The organism is Pseudomonas sp. SZ57, from assembly GCF_009495975.1.
Classification (GTDB): Bacteria; Pseudomonadota; Gammaproteobacteria; order Pseudomonadales; family Pseudomonadaceae; genus Aquipseudomonas; species Aquipseudomonas syringae.
Genome location: NZ_WIBD01000003.1, coordinates 455,340 through 479,437 on the forward strand (window position 1 = coordinate 455,340; position 24,098 = coordinate 479,437).

Sequence of the window (24,098 nt, forward strand, 5' to 3'; positions counted from 1 at the left end):
CAGCGTTGCCTGTCACTCGTTGACGTTCATGAACTTGCGGGCCCACTCTACGTAGTCCTCAGGCTGCGTATAGGTGTGGGTCAGTTCGGTCGCGCTCATGTTCGATTCGCTGCCCAGGATCTGGCGCTGCTCGCGCAGGCAGTCATAGGTGGCCTTGATCGCCGCGAAGTATGCCGCGTGACCATGTACGCAGACCCTTACGCCCATCTCGGCAAGACGCGCGTTGTCGTGCAGTTCCGGGTTGCCGTACGTCACCAGCATCAGCGGCACGGTCACGCCTTCGGATATCTGCGCCAGGTGATCGAAGTCACGAATGCCGACGATGGTAATGCCGTCAGCCCCGGCAGCCTGGTACTGCTGAACCCGGCTGATGGCTTCCTGAACCGGAATGATCGCCGCGTTGGTACGAGCGAAAATCGACATCTCCGGATCGACACGCGCTTCCAGCGCTGCGCGGATCTTGCCAACACCTTCTGCAGTGGAAATCAGGTCAGTGGATTTGCGTCCGAACTGCGCCGGCAGCAGGGTATCTTCGATCGTCAGTGCAGAAATACCGGCACGTTCCAGTTCGACAACGGTGCGCATGACGTTAAGGGCATTGCCATAACCATGGTCTGCGTCCGCGATGACCGGGAGCTGTGCGACGCGGCCGATGCGCGTGGCCTGTTCAACGAATTCGCTCAGCGTGATCAGGGCGAAGTCAGGGGCTGCCAGGACTTGCAGCGACGCCACGGAGCCGCCGAGGATGCCTACTTCAAAGCCCAGATCCGCTGCGATTCGCGCTGACATGGGGTCGAACACCGAGGCTGTGTGAAAGCAAGCGTTCGACGAGGTGAGCGCACGGAAGCTGCGGCGCAAATCTTGATGGGAAGCCTTGGGCATAATCGCTCCAAATGTGATTGGATCAGCTCAGCGTACCGAGGCCGATGGTAATTTCAATGCACGGTGGGTCTGCCCGAGCATTCTTTTCGTCCGGAAATCAATGCAATAGTCGTCTTGGTTTTATAGGAAAGGTGCAGCTGGCAGGTAAGTCCGAGCAGGCATCGTCAGCATATGAATTGCTGTTGGATTGGGCGAACTCTGGAGTAAGGGCAGCATGCTACCACAGCATAAATGAAAAAGATTATGCCGAAACAGGCAGGGTCATGCGCGGAATGCAAGAGGCAGGTGCAGCGTGAGGCGGGGGAGGGAAGCGGGCGCTGCGGATGGCGGACCTGCGTCCGCCATCCGGCTGTCAAATCAGGCAGCTTTGGCCTGAGTCTGGCTGAGTGAGCGATTAAGCGCGCTGAACAGGGCGCGGAAGCTCGCCGTGGTGATGTTTTCATCGATGCCCACACCATGCACGGCGCGTTCGCCATTCACGCGCAGCTCAATGTAGGCGGCCGCCTTGGCGGTCGTACCCGAACCGATCGCATGCTCGTTGTAGTCCATGATTTCCACGGCCACTGGCAGACCGGCGACCAGTGCTTCCAGGGCGCCCTTGCCCTTGCCACGCCAGTGCTGGGTTTCGCCGTCGACGTGCACCTCGGCATCCACCGAGCTGTTGCCGTTCTCTTCCTGCAACTTATGGCTGATCAGCGCATAAGGAACGTTGGCTTGCAGGTATTCACGACGCAACAGCGAGTGAATCTGCTCGGCCGTCATCTCCAGGCCCAGGCGATCGGTTTCACCCTGAACCACCTGGCTGAACTCGATCTGCATGCGGCGTGGCAGGGAAATGCCATATTCCTGTTCCAGCAGGTAAGCGATGCCACCTTTGCCTGACTGGCTGTTGACGCGAATCACCGCCTCGTAGCTGCGACCGATGTCAGCCGGGTCGATCGGCAGGTAAGGCACTTCCCACAACTCGCCTTCCTTCTGCTGGGTGAAACCCTTGCGAATCGCATCCTGGTGCGAGCCAGAGAAGGCGGTGTGAACCAGGTCACCGACGTACGGATGACGTGGGTGCACCGGAATCTGGTTGCACTCTTCGACGACCTTGCGCACGCCGTCGATGTCCGAGAAGTCCAGCCCGGGATTGATGCCCTGGGTGTAGAGGTTCAGCGCCACGGTGACCAGATCGACGTTACCGGTCCGCTCGCCGTTACCGAACAGGCAGCCTTCGACGCGATCCGCACCGGCCATCAGGCCCAGTTCGGTAGCCGCAACGCCCGTACCACGGTCGTTGTGGGTGTGCAGGCTGATCAGCACGCTGTCGCGGCGGGTAATGTTGCGGCCGAACCATTCGATCTGGTCAGCGTAAATGTTGGGTGTCGCCACTTCCACGGTCGCCGGGAGGTTGAGGATCACCTTGTTCTCGGGCGTCGGGTTCCACACCTCGATCACTGCATCGCAGACTTCCTTGGCGAATTCCAGCTCGGTCGCACTGAAGGTTTCCGGCGAGTACTCGAAGGTCCACTGGGTTTCAGGCTGTTGTGCTGCATATTTGACGAACAGCTTGGCCGCGTTGACCGCGATCTCTTTCACCCCGGCCTTGTCCTGATTGAAGACAATGCGGCGGAACGACGGGCTGGTCGCGTTATACAGGTGGACGATGGCTTTCTTGGCGCCGCGCAGTGATTCGAAGGTGCGGGCGATCAGGTCTTCGCGAGCCTGGGTCAGTACCTGGATAGTGGTGTCATCCGGGATGTGGCCGTCTTCGATAAGGGTACGCACGAAGTCGAAGTCAGTCTGCGAAGCCGATGGAAAGGATGCTTCGATTTCCTTGACGCCGACGCTGACCAGGGTTTTCCAGAAGCGCAGCTTCTTGGCCGCGTCCATCGGCTCGATCAGCGACTGGTTGCCGTCGCGCAGGTCGGAGCTGCACCAGATCGGCGCTGCATCGATGGTCTTCGAAGGCCAGGTGCGGTCAGGCAGATCAATGGTCGGGAACGCGCGGTACTTCTTCGACGGGTCTTTGAGCATGGTCATCAGGAAATCCTTTTGTATTCACGGGGCCGGGGTAGGGCGGCCTGCCGTTCTGGATAGATAGCACAGGGAATTGCGAACACAGGGACGAGGCACAGCATGCTAGCCAGGCAGTCGGGCGCTGACCAGGCTGACGCACCGGTGTTGGCGCAACAGAATAAGGGTTTGAGAGGTATTCATGAGGCCAACCGTAACCATTGGCATGGATGATGGCAAGCATTTGAAAAAGATTGGAATAAATTCTCGAAAAGGCGTCTTTGGCGATTTTTTATAGCGGGATATGACGCTTTATGTACAGGTTGTTGTTGGACGAAAGCGATGTGCGCAATGAGGGGGCAGGTGAGCGAGCGGGGTAACACTCGCTCACCAACAGACTTACGGCTGAAACGCGCCGATGAAGATCGCCGGGTCCACGCGCGCATCGTTGAGGCTGACGTTCCAGTGCATGTGCGGCCCGGTTGCGCGACCGGTCGCGCCGACTTTGCCGACCACTCCGCCACGCGGGACGAGGTCGCCGACTTTCACGTCGATCTTCGACATGTGGCAAAACATGCTGATGAAGCCTTGCCCGTGATCGACGAATACCGTGTTGCCATTGAAGAAGTAATTGCCGGTCAGGATGACCTTGCCCGCCGCCGGGGATTTGATCGGCGTGCCGGCCGGCACCGCGAAGTCGAGGCCCGAATGCGGGTTGCGCTCTTCGCCATTGAAGAAGCGACGCACGCCGAACTTGCTCGACAGCGGGCCGTTGACCGGCTTGTCCAGAATCAGGTTGCTTGGCGTGCCTGGGCTGAAACTGCGGTAGGCGCGCAGTTGCTCGGCCAGTTCGCCCTCGATACGTTTGTTGTCTTCGGGGTTGGGATTGACCTGACGTTTGTTCTTGAGCGTGATGTGCTGTTCCGGGTAATTCTTGCTGCCAACGGTGAAGTTGAGCGTGCGCCCGCCGGACGTGACTTGCTGGGTGCCAGGTTTGACGGTCAGCGGAATGCCGACGATGGCCAGCCAGCGTGTGCCCTGTTCCTTGACCACCAGCACCGGTTTGCCTTGATAGGTGGCGGTCGGTGCCTGAACGCCGGTGCCCAGATCGATAACCGCCACGCCGCCGGGCACCGGCTTGTCGAGTGCGCGAGTGATGAAGCTGTCGGCGTGGGCCGGAAGACAGAGCAGCAGGGCGAACAGCGGGGCGATAAAACGTAGCATCAGGCAGTCAGTCCAGAAGGGAGAGGGTCACGGGTGTGAGGTGATTGTCTTCGACGCGCACGTGCAGTTCGCCTTCGCTGAGCCTGGCGGTAAGCCGTTGGCCCGTTTGCGTCTGTGCAGCGTTGCGGATCGCGTGACCGCGCTCGTCGAGCAAAATGCTGTAACCGCGTCCCAGTGTGGCGAGCGGGCTGACCACGTTGAGGGTCTGCACCTGACTTTGCAGTTGCAGCTTGCGCGCCTTGATCTGTTCGCGAATGGCTCTCGGCAGACGCTCGGCCAGGGCATCCAGACGCTGGCGCAAAAAGGCCAGGGTTCGGCCCGGGTGTTGGGCAGCAAGGCGGCTTTGCATGTGCGACAGACGCAGCTGACGTTGATGCATGTTCTGTTCAAACGCGCGGCGCAGGCGCATGTCCAGGTCGTCCAGCCGTTGCGACTGCTGACGCAAGCGCTCGCCAGGATGACGCAGACGCCGGGAAATACCCTCAAGACGCAACCGCTCGCGCATCAGTCGGTCCTGCATGCGGCTGACCAGTCGCCGGTGCAGGTTGTCGACGCGTCGATGCAGGTCGCTTGAATCCGGGGCGAGCAGTTCGGCGGCAGCTGAGGGCGTCGGTGCACGCACGTCGGCGACAAAGTCGCTGATGGACACATCGGTTTCATGCCCGACAGCGCTGACAATCGGCGTCACGCAGGCGTCGATGGCGCGGGCGACAGCTTCTTCGTTGAAGCACCACAGGTCCTCCAGCGAGCCGCCGCCACGGGCGAGGATCAGCGCATCGAAGCCTCTGCTGTCGGCCAGCTTCAGTGCGCGGACAATCTGGTTGATCGCCTCGCGACCCTGAACGGCTGTGGGAATCAAGGTCAGCTCGACCCGCGGCGCGCGACGGCGGAACACGCTGATGATGTCGCGTATCACCGCACCGGTCGGAGAACTGATAATCCCGATGCGTTGCGGGTGCAGCGGCAGCGCGACCTTGCGCTCGGCGCTGAACAGGCCTTCGTCGCTGAGCTTGGCTTTCAACGCATCGAATGCCAGGCGCAATGCACCATCACCGGCAGGTTCCACCGTGTCGAGAATCAACTGATAGTCGCCGCGGCCTTCAAACAGCGAGACCTTGCCGCGCACCTTGACCTGCAAGCCGTCCTTGAGCGCCTGACGCACACGCGCCGCGCTCTGCCGGAACAAGGCACAGCGCACCTGCGCGCCAGAGTCCTTCAGCGTGAAGTACACATGGCCCGACGCCGGGCGCGAGAGGTTGGAGATCTCGCCCTCGACCCAGATGCTGCTGAACACGTCTTCCAGCAGCACACGGGCACGGCCGTTGAGCTGGCTGACAGTAAGGACTTCCCGGTCGAGGCCGAGTCTTGCGAAAGGGTCTTTGATCATGTCCGGCATCATAATGGCAATGCCGGTCTGGCGCACAGGTCTGTCTCGTCGGTAAAGGCAGTATTGCTTCTTGACCTGGATGGCCAGCCTATTAAGCTGCGGCCTCGAACAGCTTTAAGCGACGCTCCGTTATGAACACCCAAAGCATCATCGTCCCGCAAATCTCCACCTTTCCCGGGCACGAGGCCAGGGCGCGGCTGATCCTGCGCTGGCTGGTCAAGCTCAATGTGGTCGAGCCAGAGCTGACCACGTGCGGGCGTACCTATAACAAGATGGCCTACGCAGTGGCTCCCGGAGCGAAGCGGGTGGTGAAGAATCCCGATGCGTTGCCGTTCGGACAGGTCATCAACGGCTTGGAAATCGTCACCAAGCGCTGCATCTATACCCCGCTGAACGACTTTGCCGAAGAGGCTGGTTGCCCGGAGTGTCGCCGCGAAGTGGGGGAGGCGCTGTTCGACAGCCTGGAAGACTGGATGCCCGGTCACACCGATAATTTCACCTGCCCCGAATGCCGCCACGAAGATGACATCAACGGCTTTCTTTTTCTCGACGCCTGCGGGTTTTCCAACCTCGGTTTCATCTTCAACAACTGGCTGGATGCGTCGTTCACGCAGGCGTTTCTGGATGACTTCGCCGAACGACTGGATCGCCCGGTCTCCTGCGTTAATGTGCGTCTATAAACAGCTTTGATAATAGGCTGAGGTTTACATTGAGCCGGGCGGGGTCTGTGGGTATAATGGCGCGCTTCCAATTTCCCGCCCGGGAGCCCCCGCGATGCTGCGTATCAGTCAAGAAGCCCTTACATTCGACGACATTCTCCTTGTGCCCGGTTATTCCGAGGTACTCCCTAACGAAGTCAGTCTGAAAACCCGTTTGACCCGTGGCATCGAGCTGAATATACCTTTGGTCTCTGCTGCAATGGATACAGTCACCGAGGCCCGTCTGGCAATTGCCATGGCCCAGGAAGGCGGTATCGGTATCATCCACAAGAACATGACCGTCGAGCAGCAAGCTGCCGAAGTGCGCAAGGTCAAGAAGTTCGAGGCCGGTGTCGTCAAGGACCCGATCACGATCGAAGCCGACGCCACTGTCCGCGATCTGTTCGAACTCACCCGCATGCACAACATTTCCGGCGTACCGGTCCTGCACAATGGCGACCTGGTCGGCATCGTGACGTCCCGCGACGTACGCTTCGAAAACCGTCTTGATGTCCCTGTCCGCGAAGTGATGACGCCCAAAGAGCGTCTGGTCACCGTGCGCGAAGGCGCCGACAAGAACGAAGTCCGCGAACTGCTGCACAAGCACCGTCTGGAAAAAGTCCTGATCGTGGATGCCAATTTCGCGCTCAAGGGCATGATGACCGTCAAGGACATCGAAAAAGCCAAGGCTTACCCGCTGGCCAGCAAGGACGATCAGGCTCGCCTGCGTGTCGGCGCTGCAGTCGGTACTGGCAAGGACACCGCCGAACGTGTCACCGCACTGGTCGCGGCTGGCGTTGACGTCGTGGTCGTCGATACCGCTCACGGCCACTCCAAAGGCGTGATCGACCGCGTCCGCTGGGTCAAGGAAAACTTCCCTCAGGTGCAGGTCATCGGCGGCAACATCGCCACTGGCGAAGCAGCCAGGGCACTGGTTGCCGCAGGCGCCGATGCAGTCAAGGTCGGTATCGGCCCGGGCTCCATCTGCACCACGCGTATCGTTGCCGGTGTCGGCGTGCCGCAGATCAGCGCCATCGCCAACGTCTCCGCTGCCCTTGAAGGCACTGGCGTGCCGATGATCGCCGACGGCGGTATCCGCTTCTCCGGTGACCTGTCCAAGGCCATTGTGGCTGGCGCCTCCTGCGTGATGATGGGCTCGATGTTCGCCGGTACTGAAGAAGCGCCAGGCGAGATCGAACTGTTCCAGGGCCGTTCCTACAAGGCCTATCGCGGCATGGGCTCGCTGGGTGCGATGTCCCAGGCCCAAGGCTCGTCCGATCGCTACTTCCAGGATTCGTCCGCAGGTGCCGAGAAGCTGGTGCCGGAAGGCATCGAAGGCCGTGTGGCCTATAAAGGTCCGTTGTCGGCCATCATCCATCAGTTGATGGGCGGCCTGCGTTCCTCCATGGGTTACACCGGCAGTGCCGATATCGAGCAGATGCGCACCAAGCCCGAGTTCGTTCGCATCACCGGTGCCGGCATGGCTGAATCCCACGTCCATGACGTGCAGATCACCAAGGAAGCGCCGAACTATCGCGTTGGTTGATCCGGACTGCATCGGGGTGTTTGCCTCGATGCAGGCCAACAAGTTTCATAGCCGGGGCTGTTGACGCAGCCCCGTGTCGTTTCTGTTTTTTGACGAGAATGAGTCATGGCCCTCGACATTCACGCCCACCGTATCCTGATCCTCGACTTCGGTTCCCAGTACACCCAGCTGATCGCCCGCCGCGTGCGCGAAATCGGCGTGTATTGCGAGCTGCATCCGTTTGACATGGACGACGAAGCGATTCGCGAATTCGCTCCAAAAGGCGTGATCCTCGCCGGCGGCCCCGAGTCCGTACACGAAGCCGACAGCCCGCGCTGCCCGCAAGCGGTATTTGACCTGGGTGTGCCGGTTTTCGGTATCTGCTACGGCATGCAGACCATGGCCGAGCAGTTGGGCGGCAAGGTTGCCGGTTCCGAGCTGCGCGAGTTCGGCTACGCTCGCGTTGACGTAGTCGGCAAAAGCCGTCTGCTTGATGGTATCGAAGACCATATCGACGCCGACGGCCTGTTTGGCCTCGACGTATGGATGAGTCACGGTGACAAGGTCACCAAACTGCCGGAAGACTTCCACATTCTGGCCAGCACCCCGAGCTGCCCGATTGCCGGTATGGCTGACGACGCTCGCGGTTACTACGGCGTGCAGTTCCACCCGGAAGTGACCCACACCAAGCAGGGCGGTCGCATCCTGTCGCGCTTCATCCTCGACATCTGCGGCTGTGAAGCACTGTGGACCCCATCGAAGATTGCTGAAGACGCTATCGCTCAGGTTCGCGCTCAGGTCGGTACTGACAACGTGTTGCTGGGCCTGTCCGGGGGCGTTGACTCCTCCGTGGTTGCGGCGCTGCTGCACAAGGCCATCGGCGATCAACTGACCTGCGTATTCGTCGACAACGGCCTGCTGCGCCTGCACGAAGGCGAGCAAGTGATGGCCATGTTCGCCGAGAACATGGGCGTCAAGGTGATCCGCGCCAACGCCGAAGAGCAGTTCCTGAACAACCTGGCAGGCGAGAGCGATCCAGAGAAGAAGCGCAAGATCATCGGCCGCACCTTCATCGACGTGTTCGATGCCGAGTCCTGCAAGCTGGACAACATCAAGTACCTGGCGCAAGGCACCATCTACCCGGACGTCATCGAGTCGGCTGGCGCGAAAAGCGGCAAGGCCCACGTCATCAAGTCGCACCACAACGTGGGCGGCCTGCCGGAAGAAATGAACCTCAAGCTGGTCGAGCCACTGCGCGAGCTGTTCAAGGACGAAGTCCGCCGCCTGGGCCTCGAACTCGGCCTGCCCTACGACATGGTTTACCGCCACCCATTCCCAGGCCCAGGCCTGGGCGTGCGCATCCTCGGCGAAGTGAAGAAGGAATACGCCGACATCCTGCGTCGTGCCGACCACATCTTCATCGAGGAACTGCGCAAGGCCGACTGGTACCACAAGGTCAGCCAGGCGTTCGTCGTGTTCCAGCCGGTCAAATCAGTCGGCGTCGTCGGCGACGGCCGCCGCTACGCCTGGGTCGTCGCGCTGCGCGCGGTGGAAACCATCGACTTCATGACTGCTCGTTGGGCACACCTGCCTTATGAGCTGCTGGAGACGGTGAGCGGCCGGATCATCAACGAGATCGAAGGGATTTCGCGGGTGACTTATGATGTGTCGAGCAAGCCGCCGGCTACTATTGAGTGGGAGTGATCTGCTTGACGTGATTCTGATGGCATAGCCTTTGTAGGCATTGTCTAAGGCATCGCAAAGCCCTCCGCCCTCCAATGGGCGGGGGGCTTTTGTTTATGGCAGGTGACTTTCGGATGTGGGACGCTTTTCACGGAAGATGATAGAGTCTTCGGGAGATTCCGGGAGATTGCGTGATGATTGAAGATAAAGTGCGCAGAGTCGTAGCTCGCAAAGAAGGCAATGTATTGCTGCGCGCCGATTTCTCGGGGTTAGGTAGCCCCTCTCGAATTAATCGAGTATTGGATCAGCTAGTAAGAGGGGGGGAAATCACCAGAATAGGAATAGGTGTGTATGCCAAGTCGTCTAAAGATCCAGCGACGGGAAGAATAAGCCTCGCTGCGGACGTTCAGCATCTCGCTGTGGAAGCTTTGAGAAAGCTCGGTTATACAGCCTGGATATCTCAAAAGGAGGTATCTGGAGAGTCATCTCTGCTCACGCTTGAGCACGGGGTGACGGTGCGTGTGGCAGGCGGGCGACATATAAAGCGCAAGCTGTCTATCGAGGGAAAGACGGTTGTTTATGTCTATGAAAATGCTGCCAGGAAGGGTAGAAAACCCACGCTAATACGTAACCCTGAAACAGGCGATCTGATTATCCCCGCAACTGGTATTCGTGATTACGTTTTGAAACTAGCAGAGTGTTATCAGGTTACCCACGTCAAAACATTTGCGGACACATGGGCTGAGGACGTCTCCAGATTGGCGGGAGACGAGGTAAAAACCGACGCCGTCGAGCAATTGGTTATTGCGCTAAAAAAACAAAAAAAGGTCACAGGCAGAGAGATGGTAAGGCTGTTGACTCGTTATCTTAGGGAGAAAGAGGTTGTTTGATCCTTTCAACGATTTTGAAAAAAGAGGCTATTTGCAGAATGTCGAGGGTGAGAAAAATCCTGACATAGTCAAACGGCTTGAGCATGACCTTTTTACTGCAAATCTGTCGGAAGCAATGTCATATCTTGCCAGCAAGCCTTTCATTGATTACAACGATTTCTTATACGTCCACAAGATTCTGTTTGGAGAGTTTTATCCTTGGGCAGGTCAGGACAGACTGCACACCACGCCGAATAAAGCTATTTCAAAGGCCGACACGTTTTTTTGTCATCCGAAGGATGCGCAGCGAGCTGTAGAACAGGGCCTCAAGCTTGCTCAGGATGGGGCAACGCTGAAAAGATCGCCGGGTGTAATTATGGGACTGTTTGCTTACGCACATCCCTTTCTGGATGGTAATGGCCGTACCATGCTCATCGTTCACACGGTGCTATGTCATCGTGCTGGTTTTTCAATTAACTGGTCGGGAACGGGCAAATCAAAATACCTGGCCGCTCTTAGTGCGGAAATCGAGACGCCCGACAAAGGTATCCTAGATGCATATCTCAAAGAATTCATATTGCCTCCTCTCGACCCATCGGGTTGGGAGGTTGCTATTCAAACTATTCGTGGACTTGATGGGATAGCTTCTTCAGATATTGTTGACGGGGAGTTCAGTGACCCTGAAATATCGCAAAAATACGAGCAGTTTGATCAACGCAGAGGTTACGAGATCAAATAATTGACGCTAGTGGGGCTATTATTTTCCTCTTTAGGAGCGATCTCTCGACGCCGCCAAGTGGAGTGGCGTACCCAAAACACCGTTGTTCAAAGGGTACCAATACGCCGAATCCTCAGATTCGGATTCTTATGGCACGGATGCGTACAGGCGGTGATCAAGCCTGTTTAAGGGATTTATGGTTTCCATCTATGTACGTGGCGAGGACAAGACCCGGCAGATCAGCGGCTGGGATATAAAACCAGATGGCAAGGGCGAGTTCACCCTGACGTGCCACTACCCCTCTCAAAAAACTTATTCCCGCCCGCTGAGTGAGTGCATGGTCGTGCCTACCCTGGAATTGAAGGACATGCTTCTTGTGAGAAAAGGAAGCTCGGAATTCAACCCCGTCGATACGGTGGAGATATACGGTGAGAAACACGCCCTCGTTCAATATCAGGGAAAACCGAAAAAATACCTGTTCAACATGGACAATGTTGAGTTCGTTTCCCCGACCTCGATCACTGATGAGCCCGTATTCACTTATTTTCGATCAGTGGCCGCAGCCAGGGTCAGCACTGCCGCTGCCGGTGATAAAAAGGGCATAGCCGAAAATATTGACCGTCAAATGGACACACTTTCATTGTCCCCGACCACGGCGCTGCATGCCTACTGCAAAGGGCAGCATGGAACGCTGGAGTCGTCAGGCAATTTTATCTTTCCTTTCGGCCTCAACGAAAGTCAGCTCCAGGCGGTGGAGCAAGCGTTCCTTTCACAGATAAGCGTGATTGAAGGTCCTCCCGGCACGGGCAAGACGCAGACTATCCTGAACATCATTGCCAACATCCTTTTGCAGGGAAAAACAGTGGCGGTAGTGTCCAACAACAATTCTGCAGTCGAGAATGTTTATGAAAAGCTAGGCAAGTGCGGCTTGGATTATCTGGTCGCGAGGCTTGGTAAAAACGACAACCAGAAGGAGTTTTTTGCCAACCGTCCTCCGCGCCCCTCCACAGATCCTTCACCAGCGCCTGCCATGGAGAACATCCAGAGTGTCCTGCAACGGCTGAAAGGCTACCTGGGCGCTCGTAACGCAGTGGCGCAGTTGCAGATCGAGATTAACGAGCTGGAGATAGAAAGACGCTACCTGACAGAGTGGCAACAGGATAATGGTGTGGCCGGTCCTTCTCTGGACAGATATAAACTGTCGCCACAAAAGACGACGGACTTGATGGCTTACCTCGAGCAGCTTGCGAGCGAGCGCATAAGAATCAAGGACCGTATCGAGCTCTTGTTCAATTTCAGAATTTTGCGCACCCGACCCTTCGATAATTGGGACAAGCGCATGTCTGCTTTCTACAGCCTGCAGCTCCACTATTACGATAAGGTCTTGCAAGGTAAGAAGGCAGAGTTGGCAGCCCATGAAGAGGCGTTGCGCGTCGGTAACTTCAAGGCGCTGCTGGAGGAGTTGACCACTTCTTCCATGCTTCACCTGAAACACCACCTGTATCGTCATATCTCGGATGACGATACCTTCGACACCACTTACAGAAAGCGGCTTGATGCATTCCTGAAGCGCTACCCGGTCATTGGCAGCGGTACGCATTCAATCGTCAACTCCCTTGGCGGCAAGGCTGTTCTCGATTACGTGATTATTGACGAGGCTTCGCAACAGGACATTGTCCCAGGTGTACTGGCGCTCAGTTGTGCGAAAAATCTGATCATCGTGGGGGACAGGAAGCAACTTGCACACATCCCGGAAAAACTCGGGCTGGAAGCGCCCGCGCCCTGGTATGACTGCGAGAAGTACAGCCTTTTGGACTCATGCGTCAGTGTGTTCGGCAACTCGACCCCGGTGACGTTGCTCAAAGAGCACTATCGGTGTCATCCTCGGATTATTCAGTTCTGCAATCAGCAGTTTTACGATAATCAACTCGTGCCGATGACAATAGACAATGGCGAAAAGCCGTTGACGCTGCTGGTGACTGCCAAGGGAAATCACACGCGCAACAATTCCAATCTCAGAGAGCTCGACTCTATATTGGCAGTGCTTGAGGGTGACGGGGAAAGCCTCTGGGAGGGCGAAGATGGCAGAGGGTTCATTGCCCCCTTCAAGAATCAGGCGATGCTTTCAGGTTCCTGCCTGCCAGCTGATTTCGTCAGAGCCACCGTGCATAAATTTCAGGGCAGGGAGTGCGACGAAATCGTTTTTTCTACTGTGCTGGACAAGTACAAAAGCCCGGACCGCCTGAGTTTTGTAGATGATGCGCGGATGGTTAATGTGGCGGTGTCCAGAGCCAAGAACAGGTTTACGCTGGTTACAGGCGACAATGTTTTCAAAGCCAGCAATGGGCATATCGCTGCGCTGATCCGCTATATGGAATATTACGCAGAAGACGGGCAGGTCCATCGAGCGCCTGTTATCTCGGCATTCGACCTGCTCTATAAAGAGTACGACCGATCACTTGAGCGCCTCAATAAAAGGCTCAATTCCAATGACTCGTTATTCAAGTCCGAACAGATTGTGGCGCAGATACTTCGCGAGGCATTGGCTCAGGAACCCCGCCGAGGGATCATGTTCCACCGTGAGATCCGGCTGATGCAACTGGCATCGGTGGCCCGCGCAACCTTCACGGAGAGAGAGCTGGAGTTTATGAGAAACGCTGCGCGATGCGATTTCGTGCTCTATTTCAAGGTGGGTAAGACCCCATTGGGCGTGATTGAAGTCGATGGTGGTCACCATGACGATCCGTTACAGATTGAACGAGACGCTTTAAAAAACAGCATTCTGGAAAAGTGCGGCATTCCTTTGCTCCGTCTACGCACTATCGAGAGCCATATTGAAGAAAAGGTCGCGGCGTTTGTGGATCAATGGACACCGCCTGCTCCAGATAAAAGTCTTAGAGTTTCGCCGGGTTGAAGCGAAGTCGACCTTGTATCGAGACTGCTAATTACTCTTCTGAAGATGTTATGGCTGGCAGCAGAGCGGCAACGGCTGTGCCGGCTCATAGCCCACATTCTGCAAACTATCTACGCCCTGACGGGGGGGCGTTACCTTGTGCAAACATCGTTTTGCATCGCCATTGTCGAATAATCCCCGGCACGTAATACTTGCCTGTCGACTATCGCCGAGCAAAAGGACGTACCAGCGTGTTTGATGCACTGATTGAAGCGATTTTTCGCACCATTTGCTTTCCTGTTGGCTGGCCCATCGTGAAGCTTCTTACGCGAGGTAAATATCCATCGAAGGGTTCCTGGTTTGCCTATACACCGGAGTCCGAGTGGACTTCTGCGGTGGGGTTCGCCGTTCTGATGATCGCGATGATGGCAGCCATGAAACAATTCATTTTTCCTTAGCGCGCCGACAGCACCGTTCGCAGGCGTGATCACCGGACGCTTACGGCCAGGTGGCCTGAGCGACCCGCATAAAGTTGCCGCCAAAAATGCCGTCGATCTGCGCGGCATCATAGCCACGCTGCAGCAATTCATCTGCCACTTGCCCCAGCGCTTCCGGTTGCAGTTGACGATGTCCAGTGATACCGCCATAGAACTCTTTGGGCCACCAATCCTCTTCGTTCACGTCCTCGGACAAATCCTTAACATCAGGATGCAGCTCGGTGTCGAGGCCCAGGCCGATATGCGCCGTCCCCGCTCGCTCGGCCAGATAATCGATTTGGCGCACGAAGGCTTCGACCGACGCCTGCGGATCGCCCAGGAAAATACCCAGACCGGTCAGCCCGATCACACCACCCGATTCAACACAGGCCATGATCTGCTCGTCATCCACCGTGCGTGGATGGTCATACACAGCCTTGATATTAGTGTGTGAAAAAATAACCGGCCGCTGTGACAGCTCGATTATTTCCATACTTGCGCGCTTGCTGGTGTGAGAACAATCCATCACGATACCCGCAGCATTGATCGCCCCCACGACCTCGCGTCCCAGAGGGGTCAATCCCATGCCGCTGCCGTGGCAACCGCCCGCACAGCTGTTGTCGCGGTTGTAGGCCAGAAGCATCTGGCGTACGCCGAGGTCGGCATACAAGCGGACCATTGCCGGGTCTCGCAGCAGCATGTTAGAGCCTTCCAGGTCGAAAGACACCGCCAGCTTGCCCTGCTCGCGGGCGCTTTGCAGGTCGGTAAGGGTACCGGCCAGCATGATGTTTTCGGGATGCTCGACCAGCCATTGGCGAAAGCCTGCGATGACCCGCATCACATCGCCGAACGGGGTCATGTCCATGCCCACATTGACCGAGACGTGGTGAAAGCCGCTGTCGCGGTAGCGCAGCAGCGCAGACATGTCCTGGTTGGGCAGCAACGGCAGGCAGGCATGGGCCTCCCAGCGAATGGCACCGGGGGTAGGCGTAGGCACGGTATTTGAATTCATCGCACAACTCCGGGGTTCATAGGCCGGGTATCAGCAGGCTCTCTAAAACTACCAAAGGTGAGCAGGCCGGTACATTGGGCAATCCGCAAACCACCTCATTTGAAACTGATCTGAAGTTCGAGGAAAATCGTTACAGAAAATCCGCTCAAAGGCACACCAAGCCCCTAGCTTCAACGCCGGCGTAGCCCAGCAAAAAAAATCGATATCCGCATCCGCAAAAACCAAGGACCCCATTCATGAAATCCCGATTTTCTTTCAGTTCATCTTTCCTGATCATGTTGTCGCTGACAGGATGCGCAGCGAATATGCATGCTCCAAAGCACGATCAGCCTGGAGAAAGCGCGCTTTACGGCAATTGGCATGTTGCAGGTGTAGCGGTATCAGACTCTGGCGTGCAGGCACTGGGGGATGATGATCCGAGCTTTATGGGGCGACGTCTCAGTTTCAATCACGACCAGCTTGCTTGGAAAGCGTCCACAGACTCTACGGAAGATGTGTGTAAGGGGCCTGTTTTTCATAAGCTTCCGGCGATGACTGGAGCTGAACTGGAGCCGCAACTCCACAAGCTTGGCATCGAAAAAGCTGTGCGCTATAGCGTTGAATGCAAATCTGGAAGCTGGGGTCCTTTTGATAAAGAAACGCCGGCATTTTTCCTGGCACAGGACGGGTCGTTAGCTCTTTCCTGGTATGACGGCGGACTGCTGAAGCTGGTGCGAGACTGATCAAAGGCGGGTCACGCTGCCGCCGATGACACGAACCTGTGAGGCCTTGGAAGGGCGTGATTTTCGCGCCCGCGAGCATACGGAGGAGTGTACAGTCGCCTGCATCGTGACATGGCTGAGACTGTCTTTTCAGAAAGTCTCAGCCACTGCCTCCACCGGCCAGTCATTTATCCTGCAGAAGCGACACCACATCCATCCCATCAATCAATAACTCATCTGCCCGGAAAAACAGTCGACTTGGGCTTCTCATAAAACACCGTCTCACCCGGTGTTCGATCCATCACATCAATCAGCTTGAGCCAGGTATCCAGATCATCCGTGCTGATCTTCGTATCGCGCTTGTCTTTCTTCCAGAGGTTATCCAGCAAGTCGAAGAAGCCTTGGTCACTAAGAATAAACTCGGCCGCAGCTTTTTCCTTCTCGTCGCCGCCACTCAGAATCTTCTCGAAGTCCTTTTTGCTGACGATATCGTCCTTGCCGTTCCATTCGTCCCACTTCTCGCGGATGGTTTCGATCTCTTCCTTGTGCGCGTCGTAGTACGCCTTGTTGTAAACGTCCATCGGCAAGCCGTTGGTGTTCTCGCCGACGATGCCGTTTTTATCCTTGTGCGAGCTTTCGTCCAGACGAATCATTGAGGAGCCCTGATCCTGCGGGGTTTCCTGGAAGTGTTTCCACTCTTCGGTCTGGTAGTCGAAGATGCTTTGATCGTCCGGTGCATCCCGGCCTTCATATTCGTAGAAGCTGTAACGCCCGTATTCAAGCTTGTCGCCCCAGTCGTCCTGCGCGAAGCCCAGTTCGGCCTGATCCTTGAACCACTGGCCTTCCTTGTCGGTGGCCTTTTGTTTCTTCTGATGGTCCACGAACACGCTGATGATGCCGGTAATGATCCCCAGGCCCGCCGTCACCAGAAATAGCGGCGCGGTTGCACCTGCGATCGCTCCAATAGGGCCGAGCAAACCGGCGATCCCGATCCCGGCGGCGGCTGTGCCCGCCACACCTGAAACAATTTGCAGGCTGCCATTGGCAATTGCCAGATCGCTGCCGGACTTGATGCCATCCTTGATGGCAATCCCGCCCATGACGATGTCGGCGATGCTCATGATGTCCGGTGCTACGCCGAGTACCTTGACCACTGAACCGGCAATGCGCGCAGAGACGCCGGACACCACTTTGTCCGCTCCTTCCGGTGCGGCACTTTGAACGCCTTGTGCAACAGATTGTGGGTCTACCAGGCCCGCCCCCCCTGCATTACCCGCCACGGCCTGGCCGACCGAGTTGCGCATGTTATCGACGATGTCATCAGCCGGGATTGGTTGATTATCGGCTTCGAGCATCACGTTGATCGACTCGCGATCGATCTCGTCGCTGCCAAGCATTTCACTCAGGTTGACCCGATCGTTTTCCGCCGGGACCGGCTGACCGTTGCGCTCCAGCTGGTCCTCAATGCCGGCAGCAAACGCTTCACGGGTTGGCGGGGTGATGTCTTGTGCGACGAAGCGCTGCACGGCATCGTCGTAGAGTTCGTACAACGAGTCGCTGTAGCTGGCGTAACCGGAGCCGGAAGCAGAGTCCGGAACCGGCGTGCTGGCAGCACGCTCCACCTCGACGGCCATATTGTTCAGGCTTTCAGCATCCAGGGCGGGGAGGTCGACTGATGCGCGCTGAGAATTGATGCTCTGCACCACCGCATCCTGATCGATATTCAGCCTCAGATCTTCGGCCAGTTCGTTCAGATTGCCGTACTTCGAATAATCTGCGGGCGGAGTGCCGCCAGATCGGGTCACGATCTCGTCCAGCAATTCGCGACTGACGTCCTCGGAAAGCGAGCCGGCGTCGTTGACCTCATTGATCAGGCCAATCTGATCCATTACGTCGCCGATACTGCTACCTGCTCTGATGCTGTCCAGCTCATAAACGCTGGCCAGTCGGTTCTCCAGACCGTCCGCAACGTCTGGCACGTTATTGGCAGCCTGCGCCGTTTCAATCTTTTTGCCCCACAAACCTTCCTTGCCCCAGATCTCCGGGATGCTCTTGCTCAGCCCGAGCAAATCCGCAGTTTTGGTGTGGGTCATCAAATCAAAGATGCCAGTCTTTTCAAACTGCGCACCGGAGCCCAGGAAGGTGATGAAGTCCTTGGCGATAGCCAGGCGTTCCAGTGGATCATCAGCAAGTTGGCCGTTCTTGGCCGTCAGCATATAGATAGCGCCACCGAGAGAGGTGAAGCCCGCAGCGGTGCCGAATACGCCGCTCTGATTAAGCTTGCCGATGGCTTTCTTGAAGCCTTCCTTGTCCTCGGCACCCACGTATTTACCTGCCAGGTTTTCCTCGAGCTGCGCCTGAGTCATTTCGCCTGATTTGACCTTGGCCATCTGGTCCGAAAAATCGCTGAGTTTGGTTTTGTCTTGTAGCAACTCGTTGATGAATTTCTCGATCGTCTCCTGAGTACGGCGGGGTATATCCGCCATACCTTTGATTCCCTGCTTAAGTGCAGAGAAAATGTCCTTCAGGGCCAGTTCTTTATATTCATCCGGGATGCCGCCAGGGTCGGCCATCAACTTGTCGACTTCGGCCATGACGCTGTTTTTCTGCAGTTCATTCTGGGCGTCTTTTGCCAATTGCGGATCGAGCAGTTCCAGACTGGAAAGCAGGCGGGCTACATCGGATTGTCCTTCGGACTTTTTACCGGCTTTATCCAGATCGGAGAGGTAGTCGACAAACTCCCTGCTGACCAACTTGTCGTGCAGGTCCTTGGCCAACGCTTCCTTATCGCCACCGCTGACTTTCTCGATGGCCGAGTCCATCTCGGCCTGGTATTCCTTGCCGATCTTGTCCTTCTCGCCATTGCCATTGGCAAACAGCTCCGTCAACGCTTTATCGATGTTATTGCCGTCGAGGATGTCCTGCATATCGGCGCTTGTCAGGGTTTCGCCTTCGCTGTCGAACCTGCGCCAGGACTCGGCGCCGCGGGGTTCTTCGATATAAGGCGTGATGGTGCGTCCACTTTCCATCCCGGCCTTGGCCTGGATCGCCATGACCAGTTTGTAAACGTCGCTGTCTTTGTCGACTTTCTTGTCATCGACCAGCTTCTGATACTTGTCCATCAGGTTTTTGGTGGCCAGCTCGACCACGGTCAGGTCTTCGGAGTCCTTGTCTTTCTCGTCAGACTTCACGCCTGTGGGTTTACTGAGAATATCCAGTTCATCGAGATTGCCCAGGCCGTGTTCGTCACGGATCTTCTGCACGTCGCCCTGAACCCCGGAACTGCTCTTGTCGGCAACCCGGTCATACAGTTCCTTGTTCTGATATTCGGAGACCACGTATTGCTTGCCATCGCGGCTCTCGAACTCGATCACGCCGTTACCCAGTTCGTCCTTGGTGCCGGCTTTGATGATGTCGTGATCCGCGACATAGACATTCTCATCTGCCACTTCGCGCCCGTTGTTATTGACGCGGTTTTCCACGGTAACGCGCGAGAGGCCCATTTGCTGCGCCGCAGTGAACAATTCCGGTGTGAGTGCTTTTGAAACAGTGACCTTCTCGCCATCCTGTTTGACGTAAGTGACCACCTCGGCTGTTTCCAGCTGACCTTGCCATTCGAAATTCTTGATATCGCCCCAAGCAGGTAGCTCGGTGTTTCGATCTGCGATCGGGGTCCCGTCGGCGATAGCTTTTTCGACCTGAGATTTCTGTGTCGGAGACTGGCTCAGGTCATCGAGTTGTTTGAGAAACTGATACAACTTCGGATTGGTCGACGCCGCCACGACAACACCTTGCCCATCACGCTCGTAACGCATGTCACCTTTGTCCGTGACCGAAACAGTGGTGCCCTCAATCGGCGGCCATTGCTCATTGTCGGTCGCGGTGCGGTCTGGCTTTTTCTGCTCATCGCCTTTGGCGGAGACAATGCTGCGCTTAAGCCTCGACTCGAAATCTGCAAGACCTTCGCGGGGGAGCGTGTCGTTTTTGGGCGTGATGTTCATGAGCGCCTCGTCAGTTAAGGCGAGCCTTGAAAGGTAAGGCCGCAAGAAAGCGAAAAAAGGAGTTCTCCGATTCTTACTGCGATCACCTGCAAATCGTTGTGAAAAGTTGTGAAAAGTTGTGAAACGTTGTGATAACGCCCAGTGCGATAGTGGCGTTGTCATAGTCCTGCAGATGAGTCTGAATATTCGTTCGAAGTGCCAGCGCGAGCAGCCACTGGTGCTTTTTACCAGCAGCCCACCGCCGAAATACTGCCGTTAACAGCCCTGCATCGCGCCTGGCACCGTTGGTGTGGAAGGCGTTTGGCATGCAGGCAAAGCTGGAGGACTACCGCGCCAATCTTCCGCCTGATACAGAGCTGGCCTACATCGAATGGCTGGAGCGGGTGGGCCAGGCATAGCGGTTGATTGATGCAAAAAGCCGGAGCGAGCGTCACTGCCTTGCCCGGCTTTTTTACGCCTCGACTTCAGTTCGTGGTATCCACCCTTATCTTTACGCAAATGCAGGTGTATCGTATTCGCCCCTCGCATTTGCTCGCAGATGCGCTCAGTCGTCGTTTTCGAGGTTGCGCCGTTCATGTCCTTTACCCGCCGTCAAATCCTTACAGGCATCGCCGGTCTGGCCGTAGTCGGTCTTGGCGCGGGTGGTGCTTCGCGTTACTGGATGGGGCGTCGCGAGTCTGAAGCGGGTACGGACTTTGTGCTGATCGCCGCGCCGCTGGATGTGGAACTGGTGCCTGGCCACAAGACGCCTGCCTGGGCCTTCGGCGGCTCTGCGCCGGGTACGGAGTTGCGCGTACGGCAGGGCGAGTGGCTGCGGCTGCGTTTCATCAATCAGTTGCCGGTCGAGACGACCATTCACTGGCATGGCATTCGCTTGCCGCTGGAGATGGACGGAGTGCCGTATGTGTCGCAGTTGCCAGTCAAGCCGGGTGAATACTTCGATTACAAATTCCGTGTGCCGGACGCGGGTAGCTACTGGTATCACCCGCACGTCAGCAGCAGCGAAGAGCTGGGCCGCGGGCTGGTCGGGCCGCTGATTGTCGAAGAGCGCGAGCCGACCGGTTTTGCCCATGAGCGCACGGTCAGCCTGAAAAGCTGGCATGTGGACGAAGTGGGTGCGTTCACCGAGTTCAGTGTGCTGCGTGAAGCGGCACGTGAGGGCACGGCGGGGCGTCTTTCAACGTTGAACGGCATTCCGCAGGCGGTAATTGAGTTGCCTGCCGGGCAGATCACTCGCGTGCGCTTGCTCAATCTCGACAATACCGTGACCTATCGACTCAACCTGCCGGACGCCGAGGCGCAGATCTATGCGCTGGATGGCAACCCGGTGAAACCGCGTCCCTTCGGCGACGAATACTGGCTGGGGCCGGGCATGCGCATTTGTCTGGCGATCAAGGCTCCGCCGGCGGGCGAGGAGATCTCGCTGCGTAACGGTCCGGTGCGCCTGGGTACGTTTCGCTCAGTCGTCAATAACGACGCGCCCGGCCAGTGGCCGCCCGAGCTGCCGGCCAATCCGGTGGCCGAGCCTGATATGGATAACGCCGAGAAGATCAATTTCAACTTCGAGTGGGTGGGCTCGATGTCGGTCAACACCGACAATGGCAAGCCGCCCAGCCTGTGGCAGATCAATGGCGAAGCGTGGGACATTACCGACAAGACCTGCGCCGATCGGCCTATCGCCAGGTTGAAGCTGGGCAAGAGCTATATCTTCGAACTGAAGAACATGACTCAGTATCAGCACCCGATTCACCTGCACGGCATGAGTTTCAAGGTGATCGCTTCCAATCGGCGCAAGATCATCCCGTACTTTACCGACACCTTTTTGCTGGGTCGTAACGAGCGGGCGCGGGTTGCATTGGTTGCCGATAACCCCGGTGTATGGATGTTCCATTGCCACGTGATCGATCACATGGAAACCGGCCTGATGGCCGCCATCGAGGTGGCATGATGCGGCAACCGCAGATCATCGACCGCAGCAAGGATCAGTACTTCATGCGCGAGGCGCTGGCGCTCGCCGCGCAAGGCGCGCTGCTGGGTGAGGTGCCCGTCGGGGCAGTGGTGGTGCAGAACGGCGAGATCATCGGTCGCGGTTACAACTGCCCGATCAGCGGCAGCGACCCCAGCGCGCATGCCGAAATGGTCGCGATTCGTGACGCCGCCAAGGTGCTGGACAATTATCGTCTGCCGGGCAGCACGCTCTACGTGACGCTGGAGCCGTGCAGCATGTGCGCGGGGCTGATCGTGCATTCACGGGTGGCGCGCGTGGTCTACGGGGCGCTCGAACCCAAAGCGGGCATCGTGCAGAGCCAGGGGCAGTTTTTCAGTCAGGCATTTCTCAATCACCGCGTGCTGTTCGAAGGCGGCGTGCTGGGCGAGGAGTGCGGGACGATGTTGAGCGAGTTTTTCAGAATGCGACGTGCAGCCAAGGACGCTGGCAAAGGCCAAGGCAACGTTTAGAGCGCAGATTCGTCCGTGCTGTTGGACGAGGGGACGGGAGAGGCTGGCGGGACGGGCGGTTGGGTCTTGTCGACGCCAGGAACGTGCAGATTGCCATCGGCGACCTGACTCCCTTCAAGCTGTGGCTGCGTCACCCAGGTCAGAATGTCGTAATAACGGCGAATGTTGGCTACGAAATGCACCGGCTCACCGCCTCGGGCATAGCCGTATCGTGTTTTGCTGTACCACTTCTTCTGTGCCAGACGCGGCAGCATTTTTTTCACGTCGAGCCATTTATCAGGATTCAGCCCCTCGTTCTGGGCCAATTTGCGCGCATCTTCGAGGTGGCCGCTGCCAATGTTGTAGGAAGCGAGAGCGAGCCACGTACGATCCGGCTCTTTAATCGAGTCGTCCAGCTGATCCTTGATGTAGGCAAAATACTTCGCCCCGCCCTGAATGCTCTGGCGTGCATCCAGCCTGTTGGATACGCCCATGGCTTGCGCGGTGTTCTGGGTGAGCATCATCAGGCCGCGCACGCCGGTTTTCGAGGTCACGGTCGGCTGCCACATCGATTCCTGATAGCCGATGGCGGCCAGCAGTCTCCAGTCGACCTGTTCTTTCTTGGCCGATGTCTGGAAGTGCTTCTCGTATTTGGGCAGGCGTTCCTGAAGGTGCTGGGCAAAGGTATAGGCACCCACATAGCCGAGTACGTCGACATGGCCGTAGTAACGGTCCTTCAGGCGTTGCAGCGTGCCGTTCTTTTCGACCTTGTCGAGGTAGGCGTTGATTTCGTTGAGCAGGCTGTTGTCTTCACCCGGCGCGACGGCCCAGCGCTGTGCACGGGCTTCGCCCAGATCGAAGGCGACGCGCACATTGGGGAAGTAGACCTGGTTCATTGCCAGCTCATTGGAGTCGACCAGGGTCAGGTCGATCTGGCCTTCGTCGACCATGCGCAGGAGATCAACGACCTCGACCGCGTCAGATTCTTCATATTCAATGCGGGGATTCTGCGCCTTGAGCGCCGCCAGTTGCTCGGCATGCGCGCTGCCTTTGAGCACCACAATGCGCTTGCCCACCAGATCGCCGGGATCGGTCGGCCGCGACTGGCCGTTGCGATAGACCACCTGAGGGGTGACTTCCAGATAGGAATGCGAGAAACGCGCCTGCAATTTGCGCTTTGGCGTCTCGATCAGGCCGGCGGCACCGAGTACCGGACCGCCCGGTTTGTTCATCTGGTCGAAAAGATCGTCCAGATTGTCAGCCGTTTCTATCTTCAATTCGACGCCCAGGTCCTCGGCAAAGCGCTTGACCAGCTCGTATTCGAAGCCGGTTTCACCGTTGCGATCCTGGAAATAAGTCGCCGGGCTGTTGCGGGTGATCACCCGCAGTACGCCGTCCTCCTTGACTCGTTCCAGTGTGGTGGGTTTTTCCACACAGGCGCCGAGCATCAGGAAGAGTCCGGTTGCGATGAGCCATTTGGCGCAACGTGGGCGGAAATCTGGTTTGAAGAACATCGGTGCAGTATACGCAAAGCGCACCGGGCGCCATATCTCGACAGTGAAGCTTGCGTCTGATAGGCGAGTGGCTTTTAC

At 57.2% G+C, this 24,098-nt stretch carries 17 protein-coding genes; 10 read left to right on the forward strand and 7 right to left on the reverse strand.

Annotation, left to right across the window (positions count from 1 at the left end):
* Positions 1 to 12: 12 nt before the first annotated feature.
* The 4 genes from GE543_RS05785 to xseA all read right to left on the reverse strand — a co-directional run bounded on the left by GE543_RS05785 (position 13) and on the right by xseA (position 5,494).
* On the reverse strand, positions 13 to 882 hold the full coding sequence (locus GE543_RS05785; RefSeq protein ID WP_003314188.1) for an oxaloacetate decarboxylase: 870 nt from the start codon (positions 880 to 882) through the stop codon (positions 13 to 15).
* Between the two features lie 357 nt (positions 883 to 1,239).
* Entirely contained in the window at positions 1,240 to 2,910 is a 1,671-nt protein-coding gene (gene leuA, locus GE543_RS05790) for a 2-isopropylmalate synthase (RefSeq protein WP_153220987.1), read from the reverse strand.
* Between the two features lie 372 nt (positions 2,911 to 3,282).
* Entirely contained in the window at positions 3,283 to 4,107 is an 825-nt protein-coding gene (locus tag GE543_RS05795) for a M23 family metallopeptidase (protein ID WP_153220988.1), read from the reverse strand.
* Positions 4,108 to 4,114: 7 nt separating this feature from the next.
* Positions 4,115 to 5,494: an exodeoxyribonuclease VII large subunit gene (gene xseA, locus GE543_RS05800; protein WP_025998040.1), complete on the reverse strand. Its 1,380-nt coding sequence runs from the start codon at positions 5,492 to 5,494 to the stop codon at positions 4,115 to 4,117.
* 131 nt (positions 5,495 to 5,625) lie between these two features.
* On the opposite strand from xseA, the gene GE543_RS05805 reads away from it, so the two are divergent.
* The 7 genes from GE543_RS05805 to GE543_RS05835 all read left to right on the forward strand — a co-directional run bounded on the left by GE543_RS05805 (position 5,626) and on the right by GE543_RS05835 (position 14,338).
* A complete protein-coding gene (locus GE543_RS05805) occupies positions 5,626 to 6,174 on the forward strand; it encodes a sugar ABC transporter ATPase (protein ID WP_153220989.1) in 549 nt (182 codons plus the stop codon).
* 94 nt (positions 6,175 to 6,268) lie between these two features.
* Positions 6,269 to 7,738 carry an IMP dehydrogenase gene (gene guaB / locus GE543_RS05810; protein WP_058823120.1) on the forward strand — a complete coding sequence of 490 codons (1,470 nt, stop codon included), beginning with the start codon at positions 6,269 to 6,271 and terminating at the stop codon, positions 7,736 to 7,738.
* Between the two features lie 105 nt (positions 7,739 to 7,843).
* Entirely contained in the window at positions 7,844 to 9,421 is a 1,578-nt protein-coding gene (gene guaA, locus GE543_RS05815; RefSeq protein WP_003409133.1) for a glutamine-hydrolyzing GMP synthase, read from the forward strand.
* 170 nt (positions 9,422 to 9,591) lie between these two features.
* Positions 9,592 to 10,290, forward strand: a complete 699-nt coding sequence (locus GE543_RS05820; protein WP_371927098.1) for a hypothetical protein — start codon at positions 9,592 to 9,594, stop codon at positions 10,288 to 10,290.
* Complete coding sequence (locus tag GE543_RS05825; RefSeq protein ID WP_153220991.1) at positions 10,283 to 11,008, forward strand: Fic family protein; 726 nt, start codon at positions 10,283 to 10,285, stop codon at positions 11,006 to 11,008. The genes GE543_RS05820 and GE543_RS05825 overlap by 8 nt, the downstream gene beginning before the upstream one ends.
* Before the next feature lie 175 nt (positions 11,009 to 11,183).
* The gene (locus GE543_RS05830; RefSeq protein ID WP_178118549.1) at positions 11,184 to 13,901 is read left to right on the forward strand and encodes an AAA domain-containing protein; all 2,718 of its coding nucleotides are present in this window, start codon (positions 11,184 to 11,186) and stop codon (positions 13,899 to 13,901) included.
* Positions 13,902 to 14,131: 230 nt separating this feature from the next.
* Positions 14,132 to 14,338: a hypothetical protein gene (locus GE543_RS05835; RefSeq protein ID WP_371927099.1), complete on the forward strand. Its 207-nt coding sequence runs from the start codon at positions 14,132 to 14,134 to the stop codon at positions 14,336 to 14,338.
* A 40-nt stretch (positions 14,339 to 14,378) separates the two neighbouring features.
* On the opposite strand, the gene GE543_RS05840 is transcribed toward GE543_RS05835, so the two are convergent.
* Positions 14,379 to 15,368 carry a dipeptidase gene (locus tag GE543_RS05840; protein ID WP_153220993.1) on the reverse strand — a complete coding sequence of 330 codons (990 nt, stop codon included), beginning with the start codon at positions 15,366 to 15,368 and terminating at the stop codon, positions 14,379 to 14,381.
* A gap of 236 nt (positions 15,369 to 15,604) precedes the next feature.
* On the opposite strand from GE543_RS05840, the gene GE543_RS05845 reads away from it, so the two are divergent.
* A complete protein-coding gene (locus GE543_RS05845; RefSeq protein ID WP_153220994.1) occupies positions 15,605 to 16,090 on the forward strand; it encodes a hypothetical protein in 486 nt (161 codons plus the stop codon).
* Between the two features lie 212 nt (positions 16,091 to 16,302).
* Here the strand turns inward: GE543_RS05845 and GE543_RS05850 are convergent, their stop codons facing one another.
* Positions 16,303 to 20,070: a hypothetical protein gene (locus GE543_RS05850; protein ID WP_003409146.1), complete on the reverse strand. Its 3,768-nt coding sequence runs from the start codon at positions 20,068 to 20,070 to the stop codon at positions 16,303 to 16,305.
* A 574-nt stretch (positions 20,071 to 20,644) separates the two neighbouring features.
* Here GE543_RS05850 and GE543_RS05855 point away from each other — a divergent pair.
* Both GE543_RS05855 and tadA read left to right on the forward strand, forming a co-directional pair.
* Positions 20,645 to 22,018: a multicopper oxidase family protein gene (locus tag GE543_RS05855; protein ID WP_153220995.1), complete on the forward strand. Its 1,374-nt coding sequence runs from the start codon at positions 20,645 to 20,647 to the stop codon at positions 22,016 to 22,018.
* Positions 22,018 to 22,527, forward strand: coding sequence for a tRNA adenosine(34) deaminase TadA (gene tadA / locus GE543_RS05860; RefSeq protein WP_153221082.1), 510 nt, complete (start codon positions 22,018 to 22,020; stop codon positions 22,525 to 22,527). Before GE543_RS05855 ends, tadA begins: the two co-directional genes overlap by 1 nt.
* On the opposite strand, the gene mltF is transcribed toward tadA, so the two are convergent.
* Positions 22,524 to 24,020 carry a membrane-bound lytic murein transglycosylase MltF gene (gene mltF / locus GE543_RS05865; RefSeq protein ID WP_046236686.1) on the reverse strand — a complete coding sequence of 499 codons (1,497 nt, stop codon included), beginning with the start codon at positions 24,018 to 24,020 and terminating at the stop codon, positions 22,524 to 22,526. The genes tadA and mltF overlap by 4 nt on opposite strands.
* Between the last annotated feature and the right edge of the window lie 78 nt (positions 24,021 to 24,098).

What these genes read in the sequence shown, in the direction of transcription:
- GE543_RS05785 (WP_003314188.1), bottom strand. Translation starts at nt 882, where the DNA reads ATGCCCAAGGCTTCCCATCAAGATTTGCGCCGCAGCTTCCGTGCGCTC.
- leuA (WP_153220987.1), bottom strand. Translation starts at nt 2,910, where the DNA reads ATGACCATGCTCAAAGACCCGTCGAAGAAGTACCGCGCGTTCCCGACC.
- GE543_RS05795 (WP_153220988.1), bottom strand. Translation starts at nt 4,107, where the DNA reads ATGCTACGTTTTATCGCCCCGCTGTTCGCCCTGCTGCTCTGTCTTCCG.
- xseA (WP_025998040.1), bottom strand. Translation starts at nt 5,494, where the DNA reads ATGATCAAAGACCCTTTCGCAAGACTCGGCCTCGACCGGGAAGTCCTT.
- GE543_RS05805 (WP_153220989.1), top strand. Translation starts at nt 5,626, where the DNA reads ATGAACACCCAAAGCATCATCGTCCCGCAAATCTCCACCTTTCCCGGG.
- guaB (WP_058823120.1), top strand. Translation starts at nt 6,269, where the DNA reads ATGCTGCGTATCAGTCAAGAAGCCCTTACATTCGACGACATTCTCCTT.
- guaA (WP_003409133.1), top strand. Translation starts at nt 7,844, where the DNA reads ATGGCCCTCGACATTCACGCCCACCGTATCCTGATCCTCGACTTCGGT.
- GE543_RS05830 (WP_178118549.1), top strand. Translation starts at nt 11,184, where the DNA reads ATGGTTTCCATCTATGTACGTGGCGAGGACAAGACCCGGCAGATCAGC.
- GE543_RS05840 (WP_153220993.1), bottom strand. Translation starts at nt 15,368, where the DNA reads ATGAATTCAAATACCGTGCCTACGCCTACCCCCGGTGCCATTCGCTGG.
- GE543_RS05845 (WP_153220994.1), top strand. Translation starts at nt 15,605, where the DNA reads ATGAAATCCCGATTTTCTTTCAGTTCATCTTTCCTGATCATGTTGTCG.
- GE543_RS05850 (WP_003409146.1), bottom strand. Translation starts at nt 20,070, where the DNA reads ATGAACATCACGCCCAAAAACGACACGCTCCCCCGCGAAGGTCTTGCA.
- GE543_RS05855 (WP_153220995.1), top strand. Translation starts at nt 20,645, where the DNA reads ATGTCCTTTACCCGCCGTCAAATCCTTACAGGCATCGCCGGTCTGGCC.
- tadA (WP_153221082.1), top strand. Translation starts at nt 22,018, where the DNA reads ATGCGGCAACCGCAGATCATCGACCGCAGCAAGGATCAGTACTTCATG.
- mltF (WP_046236686.1), bottom strand. Translation starts at nt 24,020, where the DNA reads ATGTTCTTCAAACCAGATTTCCGCCCACGTTGCGCCAAATGGCTCATC.